Source organism: Pseudomonas sp. SIMBA_068 (assembly GCF_046534705.1).
In the GTDB taxonomy this organism is placed as follows: domain Bacteria; phylum Pseudomonadota; class Gammaproteobacteria; order Pseudomonadales; family Pseudomonadaceae; genus Aquipseudomonas; species Aquipseudomonas putida.
Window position 1 is genome coordinate 407534 of record NZ_JAWRYI010000001.1, and the last position, 25160, is coordinate 432693.

21 protein-coding genes are annotated in these 25160 nt (G+C 62.8%); 6 read left to right on the forward strand and 15 right to left on the reverse strand.

Annotated features, from left to right (window positions below; all coding sequences use genetic code 11):
• Positions 1-107 precede the first annotated feature (107 nt).
• Positions 108-920: a crotonase/enoyl-CoA hydratase family protein gene (locus tag SB756_RS01765; protein WP_341796251.1), complete on the forward strand. Its 813-nt coding sequence runs from the start codon at positions 108-110 to the stop codon at positions 918-920.
• A gap of 36 nt (positions 921-956) precedes the next feature.
• Positions 957-1787, forward strand: coding sequence for an NAD(+) diphosphatase (gene nudC / locus SB756_RS01770; RefSeq protein ID WP_410910045.1), 831 nt, complete (start codon positions 957-959; stop codon positions 1785-1787).
• On the opposite strand, the gene SB756_RS01775 is transcribed toward nudC, so the two are convergent.
• The 11 genes from SB756_RS01775 to SB756_RS01825 form a co-directional block, all read right to left on the reverse strand.
• Positions 1755-2534 carry a TSUP family transporter gene (locus SB756_RS01775; RefSeq protein ID WP_016498840.1) on the reverse strand — a complete coding sequence of 260 codons (780 nt, stop codon included), beginning with the start codon at positions 2532-2534 and terminating at the stop codon, positions 1755-1757. The genes nudC and SB756_RS01775 overlap by 33 nt on opposite strands.
• A 202-nt stretch (positions 2535-2736) precedes the next feature.
• On the reverse strand, positions 2737-3567 hold the full coding sequence (locus SB756_RS01780) for an alpha/beta fold hydrolase (protein WP_410910046.1): 831 nt from the start codon (positions 3565-3567) through the stop codon (positions 2737-2739).
• 80 nt (positions 3568-3647) lie between these two features.
• The gene (locus SB756_RS01785; protein WP_410910047.1) at positions 3648-4937 is read right to left on the reverse strand and encodes an NAD(P)/FAD-dependent oxidoreductase; all 1290 of its coding nucleotides are present in this window, start codon (positions 4935-4937) and stop codon (positions 3648-3650) included.
• A 280-nt stretch (positions 4938-5217) separates the two neighbouring features.
• Positions 5218-7179, reverse strand: a complete 1962-nt coding sequence (locus SB756_RS01790) for a DNA topoisomerase III (protein ID WP_410910409.1) — start codon at positions 7177-7179, stop codon at positions 5218-5220.
• Positions 7180-7380: 201 nt separating this feature from the next.
• Positions 7381-7809: a GNAT family N-acetyltransferase gene (locus tag SB756_RS01795; protein ID WP_016498845.1), complete on the reverse strand. Its 429-nt coding sequence runs from the start codon at positions 7807-7809 to the stop codon at positions 7381-7383.
• The gene (locus SB756_RS01800; RefSeq protein ID WP_410910048.1) at positions 7802-8968 is read right to left on the reverse strand and encodes a JmjC domain-containing protein; all 1167 of its coding nucleotides are present in this window, start codon (positions 8966-8968) and stop codon (positions 7802-7804) included. Before SB756_RS01800 ends, SB756_RS01795 begins: the two co-directional genes overlap by 8 nt.
• Before the next feature lie 81 nt (positions 8969-9049).
• Entirely contained in the window at positions 9050-10420 is a 1371-nt protein-coding gene (gene purB / locus SB756_RS01805; protein ID WP_410910049.1) for an adenylosuccinate lyase, read from the reverse strand.
• 247 nt (positions 10421-10667) lie between these two features.
• Positions 10668-11294, reverse strand: a complete 627-nt coding sequence (hflD, locus tag SB756_RS01810) for a high frequency lysogenization protein HflD (protein WP_063422621.1) — start codon at positions 11292-11294, stop codon at positions 10668-10670.
• Positions 11291-12415 (reverse strand): tRNA 2-thiouridine(34) synthase MnmA, encoded by a 1125-nt coding sequence (mnmA, locus tag SB756_RS01815; protein ID WP_341796246.1) that lies wholly within the window; start codon positions 12413-12415, stop codon positions 11291-11293. The genes hflD and mnmA overlap by 4 nt, the downstream gene beginning before the upstream one ends.
• A gap of 57 nt (positions 12416-12472) precedes the next feature.
• Entirely contained in the window at positions 12473-12913 is a 441-nt protein-coding gene (locus SB756_RS01820; protein ID WP_016498850.1) for an NUDIX hydrolase, read from the reverse strand.
• Between the two features lie 222 nt (positions 12914-13135).
• Complete coding sequence (locus SB756_RS01825; protein WP_410910050.1) at positions 13136-15361, reverse strand: NADP-dependent isocitrate dehydrogenase; 2226 nt, start codon at positions 15359-15361, stop codon at positions 13136-13138.
• 412 nt (positions 15362-15773) lie between these two features.
• Here SB756_RS01825 and icd point away from each other — a divergent pair, with 412 nt between their 5' ends.
• Positions 15774-17030: an NADP-dependent isocitrate dehydrogenase gene (gene icd / locus SB756_RS01830; protein WP_410910051.1), complete on the forward strand. Its 1257-nt coding sequence runs from the start codon at positions 15774-15776 to the stop codon at positions 17028-17030.
• 70 nt (positions 17031-17100) lie between these two features.
• On the opposite strand, the gene cspD is transcribed toward icd, so the two are convergent.
• Positions 17101-17367: a cold shock domain-containing protein CspD gene (gene cspD / locus SB756_RS01835; protein WP_016498853.1), complete on the reverse strand. Its 267-nt coding sequence runs from the start codon at positions 17365-17367 to the stop codon at positions 17101-17103.
• 230 nt (positions 17368-17597) lie between these two features.
• Between cspD and clpS the strand changes: the two genes are divergently transcribed.
• Both clpS and clpA read left to right on the forward strand, forming a co-directional pair.
• Positions 17598-17960 carry an ATP-dependent Clp protease adapter ClpS gene (clpS, locus tag SB756_RS01840; RefSeq protein WP_016488124.1) on the forward strand — a complete coding sequence of 121 codons (363 nt, stop codon included), beginning with the start codon at positions 17598-17600 and terminating at the stop codon, positions 17958-17960.
• A 30-nt stretch (positions 17961-17990) separates the two neighbouring features.
• Positions 17991-20261: an ATP-dependent Clp protease ATP-binding subunit ClpA gene (gene clpA / locus SB756_RS01845; RefSeq protein ID WP_049275337.1), complete on the forward strand. Its 2271-nt coding sequence runs from the start codon at positions 17991-17993 to the stop codon at positions 20259-20261.
• Positions 20262-20406: 145 nt separating this feature from the next.
• Here the strand turns inward: clpA and infA are convergent, their stop codons facing one another.
• The 3 genes from infA to aat form a co-directional block, all read right to left on the reverse strand.
• Positions 20407-20625 carry a translation initiation factor IF-1 gene (gene infA, locus SB756_RS01850; RefSeq protein ID WP_002553999.1) on the reverse strand — a complete coding sequence of 73 codons (219 nt, stop codon included), beginning with the start codon at positions 20623-20625 and terminating at the stop codon, positions 20407-20409.
• A 101-nt stretch (positions 20626-20726) separates the two neighbouring features.
• The gene (locus SB756_RS01855) at positions 20727-21434 is read right to left on the reverse strand and encodes an arginyltransferase (protein ID WP_410910052.1); all 708 of its coding nucleotides are present in this window, start codon (positions 21432-21434) and stop codon (positions 20727-20729) included.
• Positions 21435-21490: 56 nt separating this feature from the next.
• Positions 21491-22171 (reverse strand): leucyl/phenylalanyl-tRNA--protein transferase, encoded by a 681-nt coding sequence (gene aat / locus SB756_RS01860; RefSeq protein ID WP_410910053.1) that lies wholly within the window; start codon positions 22169-22171, stop codon positions 21491-21493.
• 432 nt (positions 22172-22603) lie between these two features.
• Between aat and SB756_RS01865 the strand changes: the two genes are divergently transcribed.
• Positions 22604-25138 (forward strand): DNA translocase FtsK, encoded by a 2535-nt coding sequence (locus SB756_RS01865; protein WP_410910410.1) that lies wholly within the window; start codon positions 22604-22606, stop codon positions 25136-25138.
• Positions 25139-25160: the final 22 nt, after the last annotated feature.

The following is a 25160-nucleotide window of genomic DNA, read 5'->3' on the forward strand; positions in this document are numbered from 1 at the left end:
TTGGCGCGTCTTAGGCAAGGCGTGCAGTCCCGTTTTTGGCACAAGTACGGCCATCGGGCTGGGTTAACATCCACGCCATGAATCCTTCACCCGCAGGAGTGCCGCCCGTGAACGAGTACAGTGCGTTCAAGGTTGAACTGACCGACAACATCGCCCACGTTCAGATCAACCGCCCGGAAAAGGTCAACGCGATGAACGCGGCCTTCTGGGAAGAAATCATCACTATCTTCCAGTGGATCGACGACACCGATACCGTGCGGGCGGTAGTGATCAGTGGTGCAGGCAAGCATTTTTCCGCAGGCATCGACCTCATGATGCTGGCCTCGCTGGCTGGGCAAATGGGCAAGGACGTGGGGCGCAATGCGCGCTTTCTGCGTAGCACCATCCAGCGCCTGCAGGCCTCGTTCACCGCCGTGGACAAATGCCGCAAACCCGTATTGGCGGCCGTGCAGGGCTACTGTATCGGCGGCGCCATCGACCTCATCTCGGCGTGCGACATGCGTTACTGCAGCAGCGACGCGCAGTTCTCGATCAAGGAAATCGACATGGGCATGGCCGCCGACGTCGGCACACTGCAACGTTTGCCACATATCATTGGCGACGGCATCATGCGTGAGCTGGCCTTCACCGGGCGCAACGTTGCGGCCGACGAGGCCCTGCGCATCGGCCTGGTCAACCGGATCTATGATGATCAGGCCGCACTGCTGGACGGTGTCTTTGCCATCGCCCGGGAGATTGCTGCAAAATCGCCGATCGCCGTGGCCGGCACCAAGGAAATGCTCAGCTACATGCGTGACCATCGCATCGACGATGGCCTGGATTACATCGCCACCTGGAACGCCGCGATGCTGCAGTCCGAAGACCTGCGCGTGGCCGTGGCGGCGCACATGAGCAAACAGAAACCGACGTTCGCCGACTGATCGGGCCGGGGGACGCGCAGTCAAGGAACCCCCGACATGTCAGCACGCTGGACTACTGCAGTACTCGACCCGCAGATCACCGGGGGCGTGGCCGTGGCCCGCAGCCCGGAAGGGTTTCTGGTGGACGACAACGGCGCGCTGTTCCCCCGCGACTGGCTCAAACGCCAGGACCTCGACGTGTTATGCGAGCATGGCATCGGCCATTTCGACGGCCAGCCGGTGTTCCTGCTGGAGCTGCGCAGCGCCACCGACGTGCCCGGTTGCCACTGGCGTGGCCTGCGGGCATTCATGCTCCAAGGCGACTTCGACACCTACAAAGTACTGGGTTATGCCGCGCAGATCGGCACCTGGGCCCGCGAGCACCGTTTCTGCGGCAGCTGCGGCCAGGCGATGACGCAAATTCGCTGGGAGCGGGCGATGTACTGCCAGCCATGCGACCTGCGCAGCTATCCGCGTATTTCGCCGAGCATGATCGTGCTGGTGACCCGTGGCGATGAAATCTTGCTGGCGCGCTCGCCGCGCTTCGTCACCGGGGTGTACAGCACCTTGGCGGGCTTTGCCGAGCCGGGTGAGTCGGCAGAAGACTGCCTGGTGCGCGAAGTGCGTGAAGAGGTGGCGGTGGACGTGCGGAACATCCAGTACGTCGGCAGCCAGTGCTGGCCATTCCCGCACTCGATGATGCTGGGCTTTCATGCCGAATACGCGGGGGGCGATATTGTCATGCAGCCGGACGAGATCGAGGACGCCCAGTGGTTCAGCGTCCACGACCTGCCACCGTTGCCGGCCGGGCGGTCGATTGCCCGGTACCTGATCGATCTTTATGTGGCCAGGCGCTTAGGCTTGCCCGAACCAGTGCTGCCACGCTAGGCGCACGGTCAAGGCGAGCACCACGGTGATGAACACCGGGCGGATGAATTTGCTGCCGCCACTGATCGCCGTGCGTGCGCCAAAAAAGGCACCAACCATGACCGACAGGCCCATGCACAGGCCGACGACGTAATCCACCTGCCCGGAAATGATGAACACCGTCAGCGCCGCGATGTTGCTGACGAAGTTCATGCTACGCGCCACGCCGCTGGCGCGGACCAGGTCGATGGGGTACAGCAGCAGGGTGCTGACCGTCCAGAACGCCCCGGTACCCGGGCCGGCCACGCCGTCGTAGAAGCCCAGGGTGAAGCCTTGCGGCACTTGCCACTTCTTCTTGATCGGCGCATCGGCATCCAGCGGCGCCTTGGGTGTGCCGCCGAACAGCAGGTAGATGCCACAGGCGAAGACGATCACCGGCAGCATCTTGTTCAACCACTCGGCTGGCATGTAGTGGGCGATGACCGCACCCAGCAACGCCCCGGTCAAGGTGGCGAACAACGCCGGGCGCCACTGCGCCGGGTGGAACAGCTTGCGCTTGTAGTAGGTGAAACCTGCGGTGGCCGAGCCAAAGGTGGAGCTGAGCTTGTTGGTGCCCAGTACCAGGTGCGGGGGCATGCCGGCGGTGAGCAGGGCCGGGGTGGTGAGCAGGCCCCCGCCACCGGCGATGGCATCGATGAAACCAGCGACGAAGGCGACCAGCGCCAGGATGAGCAGGGTTAGGGGTTCTACGGTGAGTTCGAAGGGCATGGGGGTCTTGGCAGGCAGGGAGGCAAGGTGCGGCAAAGGGCCGCGCTATAAGGGAGACATGGTAAGCCTGGGAGGGGTGTGTTGCCAGTGCCGGCCTCTTCGCGGGTAAACCCGCTCCCACAGGTTCAGCGTAGAACCTGAGGGCAGCGCTGTACCTGTGGGAGCGGGTTTACCCGCGAAAGGGCCGTTACAGGTGATTACATCAGCTACGGATAAACGCCAGCAAATCCGCATTGATCACATCGGCATGAGTAGTGGGCATGCCATGCGGGTAGCCTTTGTAGGTCTTCAACGTGCCATTGGGCAGCAGCTTGGCCGACAGCACCCCGGAGTTTTCATACGGCACGATCTGGTCATCGTCCCCATGCATCACCAGTACCGGCTGTTTTATGCCTTTGAGGTCTTCGGTGAAATCGGTCTGGGAAAACGCCACGATGCCATCGTAATGGGCCTTGGCACTGCCCATCATGCCTTGGCGCCACCAGTTGGCGATGATGCCTTCGCTGGCTTCGGCACCGGGTCGGTTGTAGCCGTAGAACGGTCCGGCTGGCACATCCCGGTAAAACTGCGCCCGGTTGCTGGCCACCTGGTTCTGGAAATCATCGAACACCGACTTGGGCAGGCCACCGGGGTTGCCGGGGGTTTGCACCATCAAGGGCGGTACGGCGGCGATCAGCACGGCTTTGGCCACGTTGTCCTCAGGGTACCGAGCCATGTAACGCACCACCTCGCCACCCCCGGTCGAGTGGCCGACATGTACGGCGCCCTGGGTGCTCAGGTGGGCAACCACGGCGGCTACGTCGTCGGCGTAGTGGTCCATGTCGTGGCCGTCCCATACCTGGCTGGAGCGGCCGTGACCTCGGCGGTCGTGGGCCACCACGCGATAGCCCTGGGCGAGGAAGAACAGCATCTGCGCGTCCCAGTCGTCGGCACTGAGCGGCCAGCCGTGGTGGAAGTGGATCACCGGTGCATCGCGCGGGCCCCAGTCCTTGTAGAAAATCTGTACGCCGTCCTGCGTCGTTACATGGCTCATGATCGTGTCTCCTGTATGCAGGAACCGAAGGGAGCTATTGAGAATAGGGCAGATTTCGGCGAAGCAAGCGCCGGCCGTCTTCAGAGCGTGTCGCGCATTCTGTACCAGGCCTTGGCGGCGGCTTCCAGCGGTGCTGCGAGCAGGTCCCCGCCGGGGAAGCGGCCGTTGTCGATGCCTTGGTACAGCGCCAACAGGTCTTCATCGCCGAGAATGGCATCGCTGACCGCACGCGCCGCCGCCAGGGTCGGCAGTACGCCATGGCCGGAGAAACCCTGCAGCCAGTAGCGCTGGCCCTCGCGGCCGACGTCCGGGGTGCGTTGTATGCTGCAATCAATATGGCCGCCCCAGGCATAGTCGATGGCTACCCCGGCCAGTTGCGGGAACACCCGCTCCAGGTACGGGCGGGTGGCGCTGGCGACGTTCTTGGGAATGCCGCCCAGGTAAGTGCAGCCGCCACCGAACAGCAGGCGGTGGTCCGGGGTGAGGCGAAAGTAGTCGGGTACGAACTGGTTGTCGATCACACAACTGTTGCGAGGTAGTAACGAATGGGCGAAGTCGGCATCCAGAGGCGCAGTGGCGACCTGGTAGGAACCGACTGGTAACAGGCGACGCGACAGGCTGCGGTCAAGGCGGTCGATGTAGGCGTTGCAGGCCAGCACCAATACCTGGCAGCGAACTTCGCCACGGTCGGTACGGGCGACATAGCCGTCGCGAGCCTGCTGGTAGCTGAGCACCTGGCTCTGTTCGTAGATTTGCCCGCCGGCAGCCTCGATGGTACTGGCCAGGCCTTGGGCCAGCTTCAGCGGGTTGAGGTGGGCGCCTTTGGCGTCATACAGCGCAGCCTGGTAGCGCGGGCTGTCGATCCATTGTGGCAGCTCGTCGCGGCCGATCAGGCGCAGGGCGTCGTAGCCCCATTTGTGTTCTGCATCGTGCAGGGCCTCTTCGAGCATTTTCACCCGGCGCGGCAATACCGCAGTCCACAGGCTGCCCTGCCGGTAGTCGATATCGAAGCCGTGGCGTTGTGGCAGTTCGCGCATCTCGTCGGCGGCCCAGCACATGCTGGCCCACAGGCGCCGGGTGCGTTCCACGCCCAAGGCCTTTTCCAGTGGCGGCATGTCGCAAGACCAGCCCAGCAGTGCCTGGCCACCGTTGCGCCCGGAAGCAGCCCAGGCCACACGGCTGGCCTCCAGCAGTGTTACGCGTTTGCCTGCCTGGGTCAGGCGCAGGGCGGTATGCAGGCCGCTGAAACCGGCGCCGATGATCAGCACGTCGGTGTCGTGGGTGCCTTGCAGGGTAGGGCGCAGCGGGATGTTGGCGGGGTAGGTCTGGGCGTAGTAGCTGGCGACGTGCTGGGCGGATTGTTTGAACATGCAGAAGCCTCGTGAAAATTATTGTGATTATTTTCATGAAAACTTAGCAGGGAAATTTCATGGTGCCAATGTGTCAGGCAGGGTTTGGTAGTTTACCTGTTATTGATGTGCTGCCTTAGCTGGCCCTATCGCCGGCAAGCCAGCTCCCACAAGTACCCAATGGGCATCAGCACCTGTTTAAGACTTAGGCTCTCAAGACCTGCACTGGCTTCAGTCCTTGTACAAGACTTGTGGGAGCTGGCTTGCCGGCGATAGGGCCTGTGATGCCAGTGCAGAAGCTTCAGGTTGTCGCTTTTTTTCGGGGCTGACGCGGCTTGCTTGTTGCCGATTTGCTTCCGGCTGCTTTGCTTTTCCCACCTCCACCGCGACGCTTCTTCTTCCAGGGCGGCGCTGCCCCGGCTGCCGGCCCGCTGATGGTCATGCGCATGCCGCTGCAACGCTCGACCAGCTTGCCCATCCACGCCGACTGTCGGGCCACGAATTCTTCCAGGCTCATCTCGCCGCTTTGCACCATGTCCAGCGCCTGCTCCCAGATCGCTGTGGTGCCGGGGTCGGCGATGGCGCGGGGGACGGCATCGATCAGGCTGAAGGCCGCAGGTGTGGCCGCCAGCGCTTTGCCGTTTTTTACGAGATAGCCGCGGTCGAGCAGGCCCTGGATAATGCTGGCGCGGGTGGCCTCGGTGCCGATGCCGGTGGTTTCCTTGAGTTTCTGCTTCAGCCGAGGGTCATCCACCAGCTTGGCCACGTTTTTCATCGCCTTGATCAGGTCGCCTTCAGTGAACGGCTTGGGCGGCTGGGTCCACAGATCTTTCAGTTGCAGGCCTTGCACGGTGCAGTCCTGGCCTTCGCTCAGCGCTGGCAGCACCTGGGCCGGTGGTGCTTCGCGGCCTTTGGCCGGGGTCAGCGCTTCGGGCAGGGCGCGGCGCCAGCCCGGCTCGACGATCTGCTTGCCCACCGCGCGCAGGGCATGGCCGGCGTAGTCGAAGTCGGCCTGGGTGCGGTCATATTCGTGGTTGGGCAGGAACTGCGCCAGGTAGCGGGCGCGGATCAGGGTGTACACCGCCTTGTGCTTGGCCGGCAGGCGCGACGGGTCGCTGGCGGCGGCAGTAGGGATGATGCCGTGGTGGGCGCTGACCTTGGCGTCGTTCCACGCCCGCGAGCGGCGCTGCGGCTCCAGGTGGGGCTGCAGCGGTGCGAGGCTGGCATCGGCCCGTTGCAGGGCGGCGAGAATGGCCGGTGCTTCGGCGTGCTGGCTCAGCGGCAGGTAGCCGCAGTCGCTGCGCGGGTAGGTGATGAGCTTGTGGGTTTCGTACAGGGCCTGGGCAATGTCGAGGGTTTCCTGGGCGCCGAGGCCGAACTTTTTCGAGCACAGCTCTTGCAGGGTGCCGAGGTCGAAAAGCAGGGGCGCGGCTTCACGCACGCGCTCGGTGGTCACCTTTACGGCCCGTGCCGTGCCAGCGTTACCGATGGCGGCGGCGGCCTGTTGCGCCAAACTCTGGTTCAGGCAGCGACCTTGGTCGTCGCAGGCGTCCTCGGGCGCACGCCACTGGGCGTTGAAAGCTTGGCCTGCATGTTCAAGCTGGACGTCGATGGCCCAGAACGGCACCGGCACAAAGTCGGCGATGCTGCGGTCGCGGTCGACCACCAGGCGCAAGGTGGGGGTTTGCACCCGGCCCACCGGCAGCACGCCCTGGTAGCCGGATTGGCGGCCAAGCAGGGTGAACAGCCGGCTCATGTTCATGCCGATGAGCCAGTCGGCGCGGGAGCGGCCCAGCGCCGAGTGATAAAGGTTGAACGTTTCGTGGCCGGGCAGCAGGCGTGCCAGGGCCTTGCGGATGGAGGTGTCGTCGAGCGCCGACAGCCAAAGGCGCTGCACCGGGCCGCGGTAGCGGCAATGCTCGACCAGCTCGCGGGCAATCATTTCGCCTTCGCGGTCGGCGTCGGTGGCAATCACCAGCTCCCGCGCTTCGCCCAGCAGGCGCTTTACCGCCTTGAACTGGCTGGCGGTCTTGGGCTTGACCAGCATCTTCCACTTGTCGGGGATGATCGGCAGGTCGGCCAGGTTCCAGCGCTTGTAGCGTTCGTCGTAGCTGTCGGGCGGGGCGGTTTCCAGCAGATGGCCGATGCACCAGGTTACGCAGACGTCAGTGCCTTGCCAGCAGCCGTCGCCCTTGCGGGTGGCGCCGAGCACTTTGGCGATGTCTTTTGCCTGTGAGGGTTTTTCGCAGAGGAACAGGCGCATGGCCGGGGACGCTTCATCGGGGGTGATGGGCACTAGGATGCGCAAGCGGGGGCGCGGAGGCAAGTTTTATCTGGATGGATGTACAGGTTTTTGTCAGGGGAAGTGTGTTGAGCCTGTACCGGCCCTTTCGCGGGTAAACCCGCTCCCACAGGGGCCGCACATTTTTCAGAATGTGTGGGGCGCCTGTGGGGAGGTGATGGATCAGACGCGCGAGTCGCGCACCATGTCCACGTGCGGGATGCCGGCTTCGAGGAATTCCTCGCTGACTATGCGAAAGCCGAGGCGCTCGTAGAACGGCGTGGCGTGCACCTGGGCGCTGAGCATCTGCTGCTTCAGGTCGCGGTTTTGCGCTTCGACGATCACTGCGTTCATCAGCGCGTCACCCACTTTCAGGCCGCGCCAGTCCTTGAGCACCGAGATGCGCCCGATGGTGCCGTCCGCCAGCAGGCGCGCGGTACCAATCGGGTAGTCACCCTCCATGGCCAGGAAGTGCAGGGCGTCCTGGTCTTCCGAATCAAACTCCAGCTCTGGCGGAATGTGCTGCTCGGCGACGAACACCGCTTCACGGATACGGCGGATGTCGGCGTTGTCTTTCTGCCAGTCGGCGAGGCGAACGCTGATCTTATTCATTGGCGAATCCCAGGCTCCCTTGTTTGACCAGCTGCTGTAGAAGCATAAGGCCATCTTCGTCCTGCAGCCAGTCTGCGAGGTTGTCGCTGTGCAGGGCGTCTGCCGCGCACACCAGCTTCAGCAGCTCGCGCAGTTTGCCTGGCAGCGGGCAGCTGCGGCCGCTGGCGAACAACAGCAGGTCGTCCTCGAACTCCGACCAGGCCATGCGTGCGCTTGGGTTGCGGATCAGGATGGCGCCTTGCTCGAGGGCGTCCACCAGCTCTTCCTCGCTCAGCTCTTCGCCAACGATCTGCTCAGGGTAGCGCGGCTCGGTCATGAACTGGCCGAACCAGGTCAGCAGCAGGTCCTTGTCGCCCATGTGCTTCTCGAGCAGGGCCTTGAGGCGGTCGAGGGCGTCGTGCTGGATCTGGTGGGGGTCGCTGACCGGCTGGGCGTCGGCGTCACTGTAGCGCTCTTCGTCCGGCAGGAACTGGCCGAGGAAGTCGGTGAAGTGGGTCAGCACTTCGGCGGCGCTTGGCGCGCGGAAGCCCACCGAGTAGGTCAGGCAGTCGTCCACGGCTACGCCGTAGTGAGCCAGGCGTGGTGGCAGGTAGAGCATGTCACCTGGCTCCAGGGTCCACTCTTCGCTCTGCTCGAATTCGGCAAGGATGCGCAGGTCGGCGTGCTCCAGCAGCGGGCTGTCGCTGTTGCACATCTGGCCGATCTTCCAGTTGCGCTCGCCGTGGCCTTGCAGCAGGAACACGTCGTAGTTGTCGAAGTGCGGCCCAACGCTGCCACCGGGGGCGGCGAAGCTGATCATTACATCGTCGATACGCCAGCTGGGCAGGAAGCGGAAGTTTTCCAGCAGTTCGGCCACCTCCGGGACGAACTGGTCCACCGCTTGTACCAGCAGGGTCCAGTCTTTTTCCGGCAGCTCGGCGAAGGTGTCTTCGTTGAACGGGCCGCGGCGCAGCTCCCACGGGTGGGCGCCGTGCTCCAGCACGATACGCGACTCGACTTCCTCTTCCAGGGCCAGTCCAGCCAGTTCGTCGGGGTCGATTGGGCTGATGAAGTCGGGGAAGGCCTGGCGCACCAGCAGGGGCTTCTTCTGCCAGTAGTCGCGCATGAATTCGCGGGCCGAGATGCCGCCGAGCAGCTGCAGTGGAGTATCAGGATTCATGTTCAACCTATTGAAAAAACGTAATTTTCGTACGGGAATAAAAACGCCCGGCCAGGCCGGGCGTTGTACGCGACGGTCAGCTTAGATGCGTTTGGCCTGGGCTGCCGCGTTACCGATGTAGGTAGCGGGGGTCAGCTGCTTGAGCTCGGCCTTGGCTTCGGCTGGCATGTCGAGGCCGTCGATGAAGGTGAGCAGCGCGTCCGGGGTGATGCCCTTGCCACGGGTCAGCTCTTTGAGCTTCTCGTAGGGGTTTTCGATGTTGAAGCGGCGCATTACGGTCTGGATCGGCTCGGCCAGTACTTCCCAGCAGGCGTCCAGGTCGGCTGCGATGCGGGCTTCGTTGACTTCCAGCTTGCCGATGCCTTTCAGGCTGGCTTCGTAGGCAATGACGCTGTGGGCAAAGCCCACGCCCAGGTTGCGCAGCACGGTGGAGTCGGTCAGGTCGCGCTGCCAGCGCGAGATCGGCAGCTTGCTGGCCAGGTGCTGGAACAGCGCATTGGCGATACCCAGGTTGCCTTCGGAGTTTTCGAAGTCGATCGGGTTGACCTTGTGCGGCATGGTCGACGAGCCGATTTCGCCGGCAACGGTCTTCTGCTTGAAGTAGCCCAGCGAAATGTAGCCCCACACATCACGGTCGAAGTCGATCAGGATGGTGTTGAAGCGGGCGATGGCGTCGAACAGCTCGGCGATGTAGTCGTGCGGCTCGATCTGGGTGGTGTACGGGTTGAACTGCAGGCCCAGCTCGTCTTCGATGAAGGCGCGGGCGTTCTCTTCCCAGTCGATCTGCGAGTAGGCCGACAGGTGGGCGTTGTAGTTGCCCACGGCGCCGTTGATCTTGCCCAGCAGCGGTACGGCAGCAACCTGGGCGATCTGGCGCTCCAGGCGGTACACGACGTTGGCCAGCTCTTTACCCAGGGTGGTCGGCGAAGCCGGCTGGCCGTGGGTGCGCGACAGCATCGGCACGTCGGCGTGGGCGTGGGCCAGGGCGCGGATGGCGTCGGCGATCTGGCGCATCAGCGGCAGCAGCACGTCGTCACGGCCGGCGCGCAGCATCAGGCCGTGGGACAGGTTGTTGATGTCCTCGCTGGTGCAGGCGAAGTGGATGAACTCGCTGACCTTGGCCAGCTCAGGCAGCTTGGCGGCCTGCTCCTTGAGGAGGTATTCGATCGCCTTGACGTCGTGGTTGGTGGTGCGCTCGATTTCCTTGACGCGCTCGGCGTGCTCAAGTTTGAAATCGGTGGCCAGGTTGTCCAGCAGGGCGTTGGCTTCGGCGGAGAACGCCGGCACTTCGCCGATCTGCGGGTGGGCGGCCAGGCGCTGCAGCCAGCGCACTTCGACCAGGGCGCGGAAACGGATCAGGCCGAATTCGCTGAAAATGGGGCGCAAGGCCTGGGTTTTGCCGGCATAACGGCCGTCTACAGGGGAAACCGCAGTGAGCGAAGAAAGCTGCATGGGGTGTTCTCGGACAGTCAGGCTTTTGGAAGGGCGCATATCATACATGAAAATTGCGCCCAGGTCGGGTGGCTGACCAAAGGTCGGCCCTATAAAACAGGTCGCGGTCCTTATGTAGGAGCAGCCTTGTGCTGCGAATGGGCTGCCCAGCAGCCCCAGGATTCTGGCCATGGCACAGATTGTCGGGGCTGCTGCGCAGCACATTCGCAGCACAAGGCTGCTCCTACAAGGGCACGGCGTCGCTTTTTCAGGAAGGCGAACGCATCATGTCGTACAGTTCGTTCAGCAGCTTGCGTCGGCTGAACACCAGTTGCCAGCGGTGACCGCCCAGCTGGCGCCACAAGCGTGCGGCGCGGATGCCGGCCAGCAGCAGGGCGCGGATTTTCGAGGCGTTGCTGGCCTGCTGCAGGAAGCGCATGTCGCCATGCACCTGAATGCGCTGACGCAAGGTACTCAGGGTGTCCTGGTACAAGGCGCCACTGGAAGCAATGACGTTTTCATGAACCAGGCCAAAATGGTCAGCCTGGGACTGGATTTGCGGCAGGCGGTTGCCGATGGTATCGAGCAGGTCGCCGCGCTTGTTCAGCTGGCGCTCCAGGCCCAGCATCGACAGGGCGTAGCGCAGTGGCTCGCGCTGCAGGCTGTTGGGGTCGCGCTCCAGGGCGCCGATCAGCGCGCGGTAGCCGTCGCGCAGGTTCAGGTCGTCACCGCCGAACACCTCGAGGGTGTCCTTGGGGTCACGCACCAGCAGGCTGCCGAGCATGCAGCCGATGTTGGCCTCACTGGCCTGGCCGGTGCGGGCGATGCGGTCCACCAACACGGCGGCCTGAAACACACCACCCAACGCAATCAGCTGCTCCTGCAGGTTGCTCATGTGCGCGGGCTCCACGGCTCGGCGGCTTCGATCACGCCGCCGCCCAGGCACACTTCACCGTCGTAGAACACCACCGACTGGCCTGGGGTAACGGCGCGCTGCGGCTCGTCGAACACCGCGCGGTAGCCGCTGGCCGTAAGTTCCAGGGTGCACTGCTGGTCGCTCTGGCGGTAGCGTACCTTGGCGGTGAGCTGACGCGGGCTGCTGAGGTCGATGGGGTTGACCCAGAAGATTTCCGAGGCGAGCAGGGCGCGGGAGAACAGCCAAGGGTGTTCGTTACCCTGGCCGACCACCAGCACATTGCGGGTCAGGTCCTTGTGCAGCACGTACCAGGGCTCGTCACCGGCATCCTTCAGGCCGCCGATGCCCAGGCCCTGGCGCTGGCCGATGGTGTGGTACATCAGGCCATGGTGGCGGCCGATCACTTCACCGTCGGTGGTTTCGATTTCGCCCGGCTGGGCTGGCAGGTACTGTTTGAGGAAGTCGCTGAAGCGGCGCTCGCCAATGAAGCAGATGCCGGTGGAATCCTTTTTCTTGGCGGTGGCCAGGCCGTGCTTTTCGGCGATGGCGCGCACTTCCGGTTTTTCCAGCTCGCCGACCGGGAACAGGGTGCGGGCGATTTCCTTGCCGCCGACCGCGTGCAGGAAGTAGCTCTGGTCCTTGTTCGGGTCCAGGCCCTTGAGCAGTTCGGTAAGCCCGTCGGTGTCGCGGCGGCGCACGTAGTGGCCGGTGGCAATCAGGTCGGCACCCAGCGACAGGGCGTAGTCGAGGAACGCCTTGAACTTGATTTCGCGGTTGCAGAGGATGTCCGGGTTGGGCGTGCGGCCGGCCTTGTATTCTTCAAGGAAGTGCTCGAACACGTTGTCCCAGTATTCGGCGGCGAAGTTGGCGGTGTGCAGCTTGATGCCGATGCGGTCGCACACGGCCTGGGCGTCGGCCAGGTCTTCACGGGCGGTGCAGTATTCGGTGCCGTCGTCTTCTTCCCAGTTCTTCATGAACAGCCCTTCCACCTGGTAGCCCTGCTCGATGAGCAGAAGGGCGGAGACGGAAGAGTCCACGCCGCCGGACATGCCGACGATGACGCGGGTCTTGGCGGGGTCTTTGAGTGCTGGGCTGGTCATGGGTACCGGTGTGTATCAAGGGAAAAACGTCGATTCTATCAAACCCGTGGCGACGCGTCAGTCGCGGAGCAGGGTAAGGCTGTGCAAGGGGCCATTGAGGTAGTCGTCGAGGCAACGTGGCACCAGCTCGCTGCGCCAGCGGGCCGGGTCGGCCAGCAGCTCGTCGCGGGTCAGCCACACGGCGCGGACGATGTCGCTGTCCAGTGCCAGGTCGGCGTGGTGGCGCACCGGGCGGGCGGCGAAGCAGATGCGCTGGTAGGTCACGCCGTTGCTGGGGGCGGTGTACAGGTAGATGCCGACCACGCCGGTGAGCTCGACTTCCCAGGCGGTTTCCTCCAGGGTTTCGCGCAGGGCGGCCTGGGGCAGGGTCTCAAAGGGTTCGAGGTGGCCGGCAGGCTGGTTGAAGACGTGCTGGTTGGCTTTGAATTCTTCGACGAAGAGGAACTTGCCTTCGTGCTCGACGATGGTGGCGACGGTGATGTGGGGTTGCCAGGTCATGAGCATTTCCTATGGTTGGCACGGGCCCTGTAGGAGCGGCCTTGTGCCGCGAAAGGGCTGCGAAGCGGCCCGAGGTAATCAGCTTCGCAGCAAAAAACGCCGGGGCCGCTTCGCGGCCCTTTCGCGGCACAAGGCCGCTCCTACAGGGGGCCGTGCAAGCTCTTTCAGAAAGCAAAAACCCCGGTGCGTGGCCGGGGTTTTTGCTGTTACTTCAAGCGAACCTTACAGGGCAGCAATGGCGCTGTTCAGGGTCTGGCTTGGGCGCATCACCTTGGCGGTCAGCTCGGCATCCGGGGCGTAGTAGCCACCGATGTCGGCTGGCTTGCCCTGAACGGCGTTGAGCTCGGCGACGATGGTCTCCTCGTTCTCGGCCAGGGTTTTTGCCAGCGGGGCGAAGCGTGCCTGCAGGGCAGCGTCGTCAGCCTGGGCAGCCAGGGCCTGGGCCCAGTACAGGGTCAGGTAGAAGTGGCTGCCGCGGTTGTCGATACCGCCAACTTTGCGCGAAGGCGACTTGTTGGTGTCGAGGAACTTGCCAGTGGCCTGGTCCAGGGTGTTGGCCAGCACTTTGGCACGCGGGTTGTCGTAGGTGTTGCCCAGGTGCTCCAGGGAAGCGGCCAGGGCCAGGAATTCACCCAGCGAGTCCCAACGCAGGAAGTTCTCTTCCACCAGCTGCTGCACGTGCTTGGGCGCCGAACCGCCGGCGCCGGTCTCGAACAGGCCACCGCCGTTCATCAGTGGCACGATCGACAGCATCTTGGCGCTGGTGCCCAGCTCCATGATCGGGAACAGGTCGGTCAGGTAGTCGCGCAGCACGTTGCCGGTCACCGAGATGGTGTCCTTGCCTTCGCGGATGCGGGCCAGGGAGAACTTGATGGCGTCGACCGGGGGCAGAACACGGATGTCCAGGCCGGTGGTGTCGTGATCCTTCAGGTACTGCTGCACCTTCTCGATCATCACGCCGTCGTGGGCGCGGGCCGGGTCCAGCCAGAACACCGCAGGGGTGTTGCTCAGGCGGGCACGGTTGACGGCCAGCTTGACCCAGTCCTGGATCGGCGCGTCTTTGGTCTGGCACATGCGGAAGATGTCACCGGCTTCGACGTTCTGCTCCAGCACAACGTTGCCCTTGCCATCGACCACGCGCACGACGCCGTCGGCCTTGATCTGGAAGGTCTTGTCGTGAGAGCCGTACTCTTCGGCTTTCTGCGCCATCAGGCCAACGTTCGGCACGCTGCCCATGGTGGTCGGGTCGAAGGCGCCGTGCTGCTTGCAGTCTTCGATGGTGGCCTGGTAGATACCGGCGTAGCAACGGTCCGGGATCACGGCCTTGGCGTCTTGCAGTTCACCGGCGGTGTTCCACATCTTGCCCGAGTCACGGATCATGGCCGGCATCGAGGCGTCGACGATAACGTCGCTCGGTACGTGCAGGTTGGTGATGCCTTTGTCGGAGTTGACCATGGCCAGGGCCGGGCGCTGGGCGTACAGGGCCTGGATGTCAGCTTCGATCTCGGCCTGCTTGTCGGCTGGCAGGTCCTTGATGCGGGCGTACAGGTCGCCGATACCGTTGTTGGCGTTGAAGCCTACTTCGGCCAGGGCTGCGGCGTGCTTGGCCAGCACGTCGTTGTAGAACTCTTCGACGATGACGCCGAACATGATCGGGTCGGAAACCTTCATCATGGTGGCTTTCAGGTGCACCGACAGCAGCACGCCGGCGGCCTTGGCATCGGCGATCTGCTCGGCGATGAAGGCTTTCAGGGCCTTGCGGCTCATGGTGGCGCAGTCGATGATTTCGGCGGCCTTGACGGCGGTCTTTTCTTTCAGGACGGTGGTGGTGCCGTCTTTGCCGACCAGCTCGATGCGCAGGCTGTCGTCAGCTTCGATCAGTGCGGCCTTCTCGCTGCCGTAGAAGTCGCCCTGGGTCATGTGGGCAACGTGCGACTTGGAGTCGGCGGCCCAGGCGCCCATCTTGTGCGGGTGCTTGCGGGCGTAGTTCTTGACCGACAGCGGCGCGCGGCGGTCGGAGTTGCCTTCGCGCAGCACCGGGTTCACGGCGGAGCCCTTGATGCGGTCGTAGCGGGCACGGGACTCTTTTTCGTCCGCGGTGGCCGGCTCGTCGGCGTAGTCAGGGATGTTGAAGCCCTTGCCTTGCAGTTCCTTGATCGCGGCCTTGAGCTGCGGTACCGAGGCGCTGATGTTCGGCAGCTTGATGATGTTGGCTTCAGGGGTGGTAGCCAGCTGGCCCAGTTCCGCCAGGTGATCGCCTACTTGCTTCTCTGCGCCCAGTTGCTCCGGGAAGGCGGCAAGGATACGGCCGGCCAGGGAGATGTCGCGAGTTTCGACGGCGATGTCAGCTGAAGCGGTGAAGGCTTCGACGATCGGCAGCAGCGAGTAGGTGGCGAGGGCGGGGGCTTCGTCGGTGAAGGTATAGATGATCTTGGAACGGGTGGGCATGCGGGTTAACTCTCTGTGTGCTGAGCGTGCTCGAGTCTCGTGGTGCGCAGGGTAGGCGCATCGCCCTGGCAGCGCCATGAGCGGAAAGTCGAGAGGCTGCGAGCGGTGATGGTGGATGCATCAGTCGAGCGTCAATGCTGAGCTGCGGTAACAACCCAGGCTTTTCGGCCATTCATGGCCAAGGGCGGTCCGCATTTTCCTGGGATTCGCCCCGATGACCCTACGGTCGCGGCGGAGTATACCAAACCATTCGGGCTAATCAGCAAGGCCAAGTGATATCGGCCCATTTATAAGACCAAAGACGTAGCTGCAATGTGGCGGGTTGTCGCATGCCTTGCAGGTCGGCAGATGTGGTTTAGGCTCAGTGGATCGCACGATGTCCAATCACACCCGACAGCGGAGTAGTGCAAGCATGGGATACCAGAAAATCAAGGTTCCGACCAACGGCACCAAGATCACCGTTAATGCAGACCATTCGCTCAACGTTCCTGACAACCCCATCATTCCTTATATCGAAGGCGACGGGATTGGCGTCGATGTCTCGCCGGTAATGATCAAAGTGGTGGATGCGGCCGTTCAGAAGGCTTACGGCGGCAAGCGCAAGATCGCCTGGATGGAGGTATATGCTGGCGAAAAAGCCACCCAGGTATACGACCAGGACACCTGGTTGCCGCAGGAAACCCTCGATGCCGTGCGGGACTACGTGGTGTCGATCAAGGGCCCGTTGACCACCCCGGTGGGGGGTGGCATCCGTTCGCTCAACGTAGCCCTGCGCCAGCAACTGGACCTGTATGTGTGCCTGCGCCCGGTGCTGTGGTTCCAGGGTGTGCCGAGCCCGGTGAAAAAGCCCGGCGATGTCGACATGGTGATCTTCCGCGAGAACTCCGAGGACATTTATGCCGGTATCGAGTGGAAGGCCGGTTCGCCTGAGGCGAACAAGGTGATCAAGTTCCTCAAGGAGGAAATGGGCGTCACCAAGATCCGCTTCGACCAGGACTGCGGCATCGGCGTCAAGCCGGTATCGCGCGAGGGCACCAAGCGCCTGGTGCGCAAGGCCCTGCAGTACGTGGTGGACAACGACCGCGAGTCGCTGACCCTGGTGCACAAGGGCAACATCATGAAGTTCACCGAGGGTGCCTTCAAGGACTGGGGTTACGAAGTGGCCCGTGACGAGTTTGGTGCCGAACTGCTCGATGGCGGCCCGTGGATGAAGTTCAAGAACCCGAAAAGCGGCCGTGAAGTCATCGTCAAGGACGCCATCGCTGACGCCATGCTGCAACAGATTTTGCTGCGCCCGGCCGAGTATGACGTGATCGCCACCCTCAACCTCAACGGCGACTACCTGTCCGATGCGCTGGCGGCGGAAGTGGGGGGTATCGGCATTGCGCCGGGCGCCAACCTGTCCGACACCGTGGCCATGTTCGAGGCTACCCACGGCACCGCGCCCAAGTATGCCGGGCAGGACAAGGTAAACCCGGGCTCGGTGATCCTCTCGGCAGAGATGATGCTGCGGCACATGGGCTGGACCGAGGCGGCCGACCTGATCATCAAGGGCACCAACGGCGCCATTGCGGCCAAGACCGTGACCTACGACTTCGAGCGCCTGATGGACGGCGCCACGCTGGTGAGCAGTTCAGGCTTTGGCGACGCCATGATCAAGCATATGTAAGGCAATATAAAACCGGCCGCTCCTGTAAAGAAGCGGCCGGTTGTTTCGTATACCGGCACAGCGCAGGCAGTCAGGCTTTGGCAGTTTCGCTCTGCGGCTCGCCCAGGGTTCTGTCGGGCTCTGCCGCGGCCACCGCAGCGTCCTTGATTTCGACGGCGTGCAAACCTTTGGGGCCCTGTACGATGTCGAATACTACGGATTGGCCTGCCTTGAGGGTTTTGTATCCGTCCATCCGGATGGCCGAATAATGGGCGAACAGGTCATCGGATTTACCTTCCTCATTGATGAATCCATAGCCCTTGGCATTGTTGAACCACTTGACTTTACCGCTTGCCATCCCTATGTCCCTCTGCAAAGGACTCCATCACTGGAGTATCATCCACTTCATCCGCATACGAACCTTGCGAAAAATCTGGTTGACTGCGCGGATCTTTATCGACCACGGTGGGTTCTTATTGGTTGTAACACCGTTTTGCCGATAGTCAAGGTCGCCCGGCGCCTGCGCCGGCCGTGGCCTATGCCGTCAACCCACAACCTTAACCTGACGCTCATGATGAAATTCTTTCCATGCATGCACCTAGTGAGATTCGACTAACATTCAATCAGGATCGCCCGCAAACGAATGAGGACGACGGCTCGGGTCTTGCAGTCCAGGAAGCCAAGCCGATCCTGCAGGCGCCACCGATGTACAAGGTGGTTTTGTTCAACGATGACTACACGCCAATGGATTTCGTCGTCGAAGTGCTCGAGACGTTCTTCAGTCTGAACCGCGAGCTGGCGACAAAGATCATGCTGACCGTCCATACAGAAGGGCGGGCAGTGTGCGGATTGTTTACCCGTGACATCGCCGAAACAAAGGCTATGCAGGTCAACCAATACGCCAGGGAAAGCCAGCATCCGCTACTCTGTGAAATCGAGAAGGACGGTTAATCGCCGACCACTTGGGTATGAGGTGAAGCTATGTTAAACCGCGAGCTCGAAGTCACCCTCAATCTGGCCTTCAAGGAGGCCCGTTCGAAACGTCATGAGTTCATGACCGTCGAACATCTGCTGCTGGCACTCCTTGACAATGAGGCTGCCGCGACCGTTCTGCGCGCCTGTGGCGCCAATCTCGACAAGCTCAAGCACGACCTGCAAGAGTTCATCGATTCCACCACGCCGTTGATTCCTGTCAACGATGAAGACCGTGAAACCCAGCCGACCCTGGGTTTCCAGCGCGTACTGCAGCGTGCCGTGTTCCACGTACAGAGCTCTGGCAAGCGCGAAGTGACCGGCGCCAACGTGCTGGTGGCGATCTTCAGCGAACAGGAAAGCCAGGCCGTGTTCCTGCTCAAGCAGCAGAGCGTAGCCCGCATCGACGTGGTCAACTACATCGCCCATGGCATCTCCAAGGTGCCGGGGCATGGCTCGCAGTCTGATAGCGACCAGGAAATGCAGGACGATGAGGGCGGTGAAACCTCCTCTTCGAGCAACCCGCTGGACGCCTATGCCAGCAACTTGAACGAGCTGGCCCGTGCCGGCCGTATCGACCCGCTGGTAGGCCGCGAGCAGGAAGTTGAGCGCGTGGCGCAAATCCTTGCCCGTCGGCGCAAGAACAACCCGCTGCTGGTGGGTGAGGCTGGCGTGGGCAAGACGGCCATCGCCGAAGGCCTGGCCAAGCGCATTGTCGATGGCCAGGTGCCCGACCTGCTGGCGCAGAGTGTCGTGTACTCCCTCGACCTTGGCGCGCTGCTGGCGGGTACCAAGTACCGCGGCGACTTCGAGAAGCGCTTCAAGGCGCTGCTCGGTGAGCTGCGCAAACGCCCGCAGGCGATCCTGTTCATCGACGAAATCCACACCATCATCGGTGCGGGTGCGGCGTCAGGCGGGGTGATGGATGCCTCCAACCTGCTCAAGCCGTTGCTGTCATCTGGTGAGATCCGTTGCATTGGCTCGACCACCTTCCAGGAGTTCCGCGGCATCTTCGAGAAGGATCGTGCCCTGGCACGGCGCTTCCAGAAGGTGGATGTCAGCGAGCCGTCGGTCGAAGACACCGTGGGCATTCTGCGCGGCCTGAAGGGGCGCTTCGAAAGCCACCACAATATCGAGTACAGCGACGAAGCCCTGCGCGCCGCCGCCGAACTGGCCTCGCGTTACATCAATGACCGGCACATGCCGGACAAGGCCATCGACGTGATCGACGAAGCCGGTGCCTACCAGCGCCTGCAACCGGAGGCCAACCGCGTCAAGCGTATCGATGTGCCGCAGGTCGAAGACATCGTCGCCAAGATCGCGCGAATTCCGCCGAAACATGTCAGCAGTTCCGACAAGGAGTTGCTGCGTAACCTCGAGCGTGACCTGAAACTGACCGTGTTCGGTCAGGATCAGGCCATCGATTCGCTGTCTACCGCCATCAAACTGTCCCGCGCTGGCCTCAAGTCGCCAGACAAGCCTGTCGGTTCGTTCCTGTTCGCTGGCCCTACCGGCGTCGGCAAGACGGAAGCGGCGCGGCAGCTGGCCAAGGCGCTGGGCGTGGAGCTGGTGCGTTTCGACATGTCCGAGTACATGGAGCGCCACACCGTGTCGCGCCTGATCGGTGCGCCTCCTGGTTACGTTGGCTTTGACCAGGGTGGTTTGCTGACCGAGGCGATCACCAAGCAACCGCACTGCGTATTGCTGCTCGATGAAATCGAGAAGGCCCACCCGGAAGTCTTCAACTTGCTGCTGCAGGTGATGGACCACGGGACCCTGACCGACAACAACGGGCGCAAGGCCGACTTCCGTAACGTGATCCTGATCATGACCACCAACGCTGGCGCGGAAACCGCGGCACGGGCCTCGATCGGCTTCACCCATCAGGACCATGCTTCCGATGCTATGGAAGTGATCCGCAAGAGCTTCACGCCAGAGTTCCGCAACCGCCTGGACACCATCATCCAGTTCGGCCGCCTGAGCCACGAAACGATCAAAAGCATCGTCGACAAGTTCCTTATCGAACTGCAGGCGCAGCTGGAAGACAAGCGTGTGCTGCTGGAAGTCAGCGATGAGGCGCGCGGCTGGCTGGCGGCGTCGGGCTACGACGTGCAGATGGGTGCGCGGCCGATGGCGCGGTTGATCCAGGACAAGATCAAGCGGCCGCTGGCCGAGGAGATCCTGTTTGGTGAACTGGCCGAGCATGGCGGTGTGGTGCACATCGACCTGCGCGATGACGAACTGGTGTTCGACTTCGAGACCACGGCTGAGGTGGCGTGATATTGGGGCCGCTTTGCGGCCCGTTCGCAGCACAAGGCCTTTGTAGGAGCAGCCTTGCGCTGCGAATGGGCTGCAAAGCAGCCCCTTGCAATCTGACAGGCACAAAAAAGCCCGGCACATGGCCGGGCTTTTTCATGGCTGGAGCTTAGCGCGCACGGTAAGTGATGCGGCCCTTGCTCAGGTCGTACGGCGTCAGCTCGACGCGGACCTTGTCGCCAGTGAGAATACGGATGTAGTTTTTGCGCATCTTTCCGGAGATGTGCGCGGTTACGACGTGCCCGTTTTCCAACTCCACGCGGAACATGGTGTTGGGCAGGGTGTCGACGACAGTACCTTCCATTTCGAAGCTGTCTTCTTTCGACATGCAGTTGAGCCCTCGGATCCAGTGTTAGCCCGACGCATATCCGCACCGGGCAAAAAAGTGGCGCCGATTATGCCGGAAATCTGCGTGTCAAGCCAATGCTTTCAGTTGAGGGTGACCCAGCGCTGGTTTATCAGCAACTCGATGGGCCGATACTGCGTCTTGTAGTTCATTTTCTTGCAGTTCTTGATCCAGTAGCCCAGGTAAACCGCCTCCAGGCCCTGGCGCACGGCCTCGGTGATCTGCCAGAGGATGGCGAAGCGGCCAAGGCTGCGTCGCTCCTCGTCCGGCTCGTAGAAGGTGTACACCGCCGACAGGCCATTGGGCAGCAGGTCGCACACTGCCACCGCCAGCAACCGGCCTTCCAGGCGGAACTCGTAGAACCAGCAGAACGGCAGGTCGCGCACCAGAAAGGTAGAAAACTGGTCGCGGCTGGGCGGGTACATGTCACCGTCGGCGTGGCGCGTTTCGATATAGCGCCGGTACAACTCGAAGTACTCCTCCTTGAGCGTCGGGCGCGCGGCGCTCACGGTGAGGTCGGCGTTGCGCTTGAGAATGCGCCGTTGCTGGCGGTTGGGAATGAAGCGCGCCGCCGGGATGCGCGCCGGCACACAGGCGTTGCAGTTCTGGCAGTGGGGGCGGTACAGGTGGTCGCCACTGCGCCGAAAGCCCATTTCCGACAGGTCCGCGTACACGTTCACGTCCATCGGCTGGCTGGGGTCGAGGAACAGTGTGGTCGCCTGCTCGTCAGGCAGGTAGCTGCAGGAGTGGGGCTGAGTGGCATAAAACTTCAACCGCGCCAACTCTGTCATGATCAACCCCTTCGGTGAGACTTTGTTTTAAGTGTAAGCCAGCTATGGCAACTCGCCTAGGCAACCCACGTTGCGCTGTTGGGCTGGTCGAGGTGGCGTGCCAGGTAGCCGGCGAACTCGGCGCGGCTGATGGCATGGGCGCCCAGGCTGTGCAGGTGGTTGGTGGGCATCTGGCAGTCGATCAGCACGAAGCCGGCTTCGCGCAGGTGGTTGACCAGGGTCACGAAGCCAACCTTGGAGGCGTTGTCGGCGCGGCTGAACATCGATTCGCCGAAGAACAGCTGGCCCATGGCCAGGCCGTACAGGCCGCCGACCAGCTCGCCGTCCTGGCGTACCTCCACCGAATGCGCGATGCCACGGCTGTGCAGTTCGCAGTAGGCGTTGCGCATGGTGTCGGTGATCCAGGTGCCGTCGGCGTAGTCGCGTGGTGCAGCGCAGGCAGCGATGACGGCGGCAAAGTCGGTGTCGAAGCTGACCTGGTAGCGGCCCTGGCGCATCAGCTTGGCCAGCGAGCGGGAAACATGCAGTTGGTCGGGCAGCAGCACCGTGCGCGGGTCGGGTGACCACCACAGGATCGGCTGGCCGTCCTGGTACCACGGGAAGCAGCCATGGCGGTAGGCCTGCACCAGGCGCTCGGGGCTCAGGTCGCCGCCAGCGGCAAGCAGCCCGTTGGGGTCGTGCAGGGCCTTTTCCAAGGGCGGGAAGGTCAGCGAGTCGCGGGTCAGCCAGGTGAGCATGGTCTATCGTGCGGTGGGGGAGGGGAGAGGGCAGCATGGCGCGGGTGAAAAGCAGGGTCAATCTCTTTGGCTGCCTCAACGCCAGCGTTGCAGTTTGTAGGAGCAGCCTTGCGCTGCGAAGAGGCCGGTGCTGCCACAGCAGATTCATGGCCTTACCGGCCTCTTCGCAGCACAAGGCTGCTCCTACAGAGAGGCAGTGCAGTTTCGGCAATTCTGGGCAATTTCCTGCACATTCATGAAACCGCAGGCACCATCCGCAACATTTGCGGTCACACCTGTGCAAAAACACAGCATAAGCCTTTGTCACAAAAGAAAATGCATGCTCAAATTGCAGCCATGTGAAAGTCACCCCCGGCAAACCCCCCATGCGGCGTGCCGCCATGGCGGCTGGCGGGCAGTAATGTTAAAAGTAGTGGTTCATTGGCCGCACAGCTGGCCGATCACTATTGGACGCGCACCACGCGCAGGAATAGACGCGTTTTGAAGAAATCCACCGCAACCCCAGCTCCTTTGCCTGTGCCCCTGTGGCGGCAGCAGCTGCATTACCGCCTCAAGGAAGGTGCGTTGATCGCGATCGGCGCCCTGTGCCTGTACCTGTGGATGGCGCTGCTGACCTACGACACCTCCGACCCGGGCTTCAGCCACACCAGCAACGTCGACCAGGTGCAGAACGCCGCCGGGCGGGCCGGTGCCTACTTCGCCGACATCCTGTTCATGGTGCTGGGTTACTTCGCCTACATCTTCCCGCTGTTGCTGGCGGTCAAGACCTGGCAGATCTTCCGTGAGCGCCATCAGCCGTGGGACTGGAGCGGCTGGCTGTTCTCCTGGCGATTGATCGGCCTGGTGTTCCTGGTGCTGTCCGGTGCAGCGCTGGCGCATATCCACTTCCATCCGCCGGCGAGCATGCCGTTTTCCGCGGGTGGCGCGCTGGGCGAGAGCCTTGGCGAGCTGGCGCGCAACCTGCTGAACGTGCAGGGCAGTACGCTGATGTTCATTGCCCTGTTCCTGTTCGGCCTGACCGTGTTCACCGATTTGTCGTGGTTCAAGGTGATGGACCTGACCGGCAAGATCACCCTCGACCTGTTCGAGTTGGTGCAGGGCGCCGCGAACCGCTGGTGGGAGGCGCGCAACGAGCGCAAACGCCTGGAGGCGCAGCTGCGTGAGGACGAGCCAGTCTTCAAGGCACCGCCGACGGCTGCCGACAAGCGGGAACCGGCCAAACCGGCGTTGCGCGAGCGCATCTTCAAGCGTGAAGAAACGCCCGCCCAGCCTGTTGTGCAACGCGAACCGACCCTTGCCCGTGAGCCCGTGGTGCCGCGCGAGCCGGTAGTGGCGCGTGAAGCCGTGGTGCCCCGCGAGCAGCCTGCGGGCCCGACCATCGTGCCACCGGCAGCGGCCAAGGCACCTGAGCCGAGCAAGCGCGTGATGAAAGAGAAGCAGGCGCCGCTGTTCGTCGACAGCGCCATCGAAGGCACCCTGCCGTCGATCTCGATTCTCGACCCGGCCGAGCAGAAAAAGATCGAGTACTCGCCAGAATCCCTGGCCAGTGTCGGCCAGTTGCTGGAAATCAAGCTCAAGGAATTCGGCGTTGAAGTGGCGGTGGACTCGATCCACCCAGGCCCAGTGATTACCCGTTATGAAATCCAGCCGGCCGCTGGCGTGAAGGTCAGCCGCATCGCCAACCTGGCCAAGGACCTGGCGCGTTCGCTGGCCGTGACCAGCGTGCGAGTGGTTGAGGTAATCCCTGGCAAGACCACCGTGGGTATCGAGATCCCCAACGAAAACCGGCAGATGGTGCGCTTCTCCGAAGTGCTGGCCACGCCGCAGTTCGAGGAGCAGAAATCGCCGGTCACCCTGGCCCTGGGCCACGACATCGGCGGCAAGCCGGTGATCACCGACCTGGCGAAGATGCCACACCTGCTGGTGGCCGGTACCACCGGCTCCGGTAAGTCGGTGGGTGTGAACGCGATGATCCTGTCGATCCTGTTCAAGTCTGGCCCGGAAGACGCGCGGTTGATCATGATCGACCCGAAAATGCTCGAACTGTCGATCTACGAAGGCATCCCGCATTTGCTGTGCCCGGTGGTTACCGACATGAAGGACGCTGCCAACGCCCTGCGCTGGAGCGTGGCCGAGATGGAGCGGCGCTACAAGCTGATGGCGGCCATGGGCGTGCGTAACCTTGGCGGCTTCAACCGCAAGATCAAGGATGCCGAGGAAGCCGGCGAGGTCATCCATGACCCGCTGTTCCGCCGCGAGAGCATGGACGACGTGCCGCCTGCGCTGAAAACCCTGCCGACCATCGTGGTGGTGGTCGACGAATTCGCCGACATGATGATGATCGTCGGCAAGAAGGTCGAAGAGCTGATTGCCCGTATCGCCCAGAAAGCGCGGGCGGCCGGTATCCACCTGATTCTTGCCACCCAGCGCCCGTCGGTGGACGTGATCACCGGCCTGATCAAGGCCAACATCCCGACCCGCATGGCGTTCCAGGTGTCGAGCAAGATCGACTCGCGCACCATCATCGACCAAGGTGGCGCCGAGCAGCTGCTGGGCCACGGTGACATGCTGTACATGCCGCCGGGTACCAGCCTGCCGATCCGCGTGCACGGTGCGTTCGTCTCCGACGACGAAGTGCACCGCGTGGTGGAAGCGTGGAAGCTGCGCGGCGCGCCGGACTACAACGACGACATCCTCAACGGCGTGGAAGAGGCCGGCAGCGGCTTTGAAGGCGGCGGCGGTGGTGGCGATGGCGATGATTCGGAAAGCGACGCCCTGTATGATGAGGCCGTGCAATTCGTGCTGGAAAGCCGCCGTGCGTCGATCTCGGCCGTGCAACGCAAGCTGAAGATCGGCTACAACCGCGCCGCCCGCATGATCGAAGCCATGGAAATGGCTGGCGTGGTCACCCCGATGAACAGCAACGGCTCGCGGGAAGTGATTGCCCCGGGCGGCCCGCGCGACTGATGAATACCTTGCCGGGCGCCAA

What these genes read in the sequence shown, in the direction of transcription:
- SB756_RS01780 (WP_410910046.1), bottom strand. Translation starts at nt 3,567, where the DNA reads ATGAGCCATGTAACGACGCAGGACGGCGTACAGATTTTCTACAAGGAC.
- SB756_RS01795 (WP_016498845.1), bottom strand. Translation starts at nt 7,809, where the DNA reads ATGAATAAGATCAGCGTTCGCCTCGCCGACTGGCAGAAAGACAACGCC.
- SB756_RS01820 (WP_016498850.1), bottom strand. Translation starts at nt 12,913, where the DNA reads ATGACCTGGCAACCCCACATCACCGTCGCCACCATCGTCGAGCACGAA.
- nudC (WP_410910045.1), top strand. Translation starts at nt 957, where the DNA reads ATGTCAGCACGCTGGACTACTGCAGTACTCGACCCGCAGATCACCGGG.
- purB (WP_410910049.1), bottom strand. Translation starts at nt 10,420, where the DNA reads ATGCAGCTTTCTTCGCTCACTGCGGTTTCCCCTGTAGACGGCCGTTAT.
- infA (WP_002553999.1), bottom strand. Translation starts at nt 20,625, where the DNA reads ATGTCGAAAGAAGACAGCTTCGAAATGGAAGGTACTGTCGTCGACACC.
- cspD (WP_016498853.1), bottom strand. Translation starts at nt 17,367, where the DNA reads ATGGCAAGCGGTAAAGTCAAGTGGTTCAACAATGCCAAGGGCTATGGA.
- SB756_RS01800 (WP_410910048.1), bottom strand. Translation starts at nt 8,968, where the DNA reads ATGAATCCTGATACTCCACTGCAGCTGCTCGGCGGCATCTCGGCCCGC.
- clpA (WP_049275337.1), top strand. Translation starts at nt 17,991, where the DNA reads ATGTTAAACCGCGAGCTCGAAGTCACCCTCAATCTGGCCTTCAAGGAG.
- aat (WP_410910053.1), bottom strand. Translation starts at nt 22,171, where the DNA reads ATGCTCACCTGGCTGACCCGCGACTCGCTGACCTTCCCGCCCTTGGAA.
- mnmA (WP_341796246.1), bottom strand. Translation starts at nt 12,415, where the DNA reads ATGACCAGCCCAGCACTCAAAGACCCCGCCAAGACCCGCGTCATCGTC.
- hflD (WP_063422621.1), bottom strand. Translation starts at nt 11,294, where the DNA reads ATGAGCAACCTGCAGGAGCAGCTGATTGCGTTGGGTGGTGTGTTTCAG.
- clpS (WP_016488124.1), top strand. Translation starts at nt 17,598, where the DNA reads ATGCATGCACCTAGTGAGATTCGACTAACATTCAATCAGGATCGCCCG.
- SB756_RS01825 (WP_410910050.1), bottom strand. Translation starts at nt 15,361, where the DNA reads ATGCCCACCCGTTCCAAGATCATCTATACCTTCACCGACGAAGCCCCC.
- icd (WP_410910051.1), top strand. Translation starts at nt 15,774, where the DNA reads ATGGGATACCAGAAAATCAAGGTTCCGACCAACGGCACCAAGATCACC.
- SB756_RS01790 (WP_410910409.1), bottom strand. Translation starts at nt 7,179, where the DNA reads ATGCGCCTGTTCCTCTGCGAAAAACCCTCACAGGCAAAAGACATCGCC.
- SB756_RS01775 (WP_016498840.1), bottom strand. Translation starts at nt 2,534, where the DNA reads ATGCCCTTCGAACTCACCGTAGAACCCCTAACCCTGCTCATCCTGGCG.
- SB756_RS01785 (WP_410910047.1), bottom strand. Translation starts at nt 4,937, where the DNA reads ATGTTCAAACAATCCGCCCAGCACGTCGCCAGCTACTACGCCCAGACC.
- SB756_RS01855 (WP_410910052.1), bottom strand. Translation starts at nt 21,434, where the DNA reads ATGACAGAGTTGGCGCGGTTGAAGTTTTATGCCACTCAGCCCCACTCC.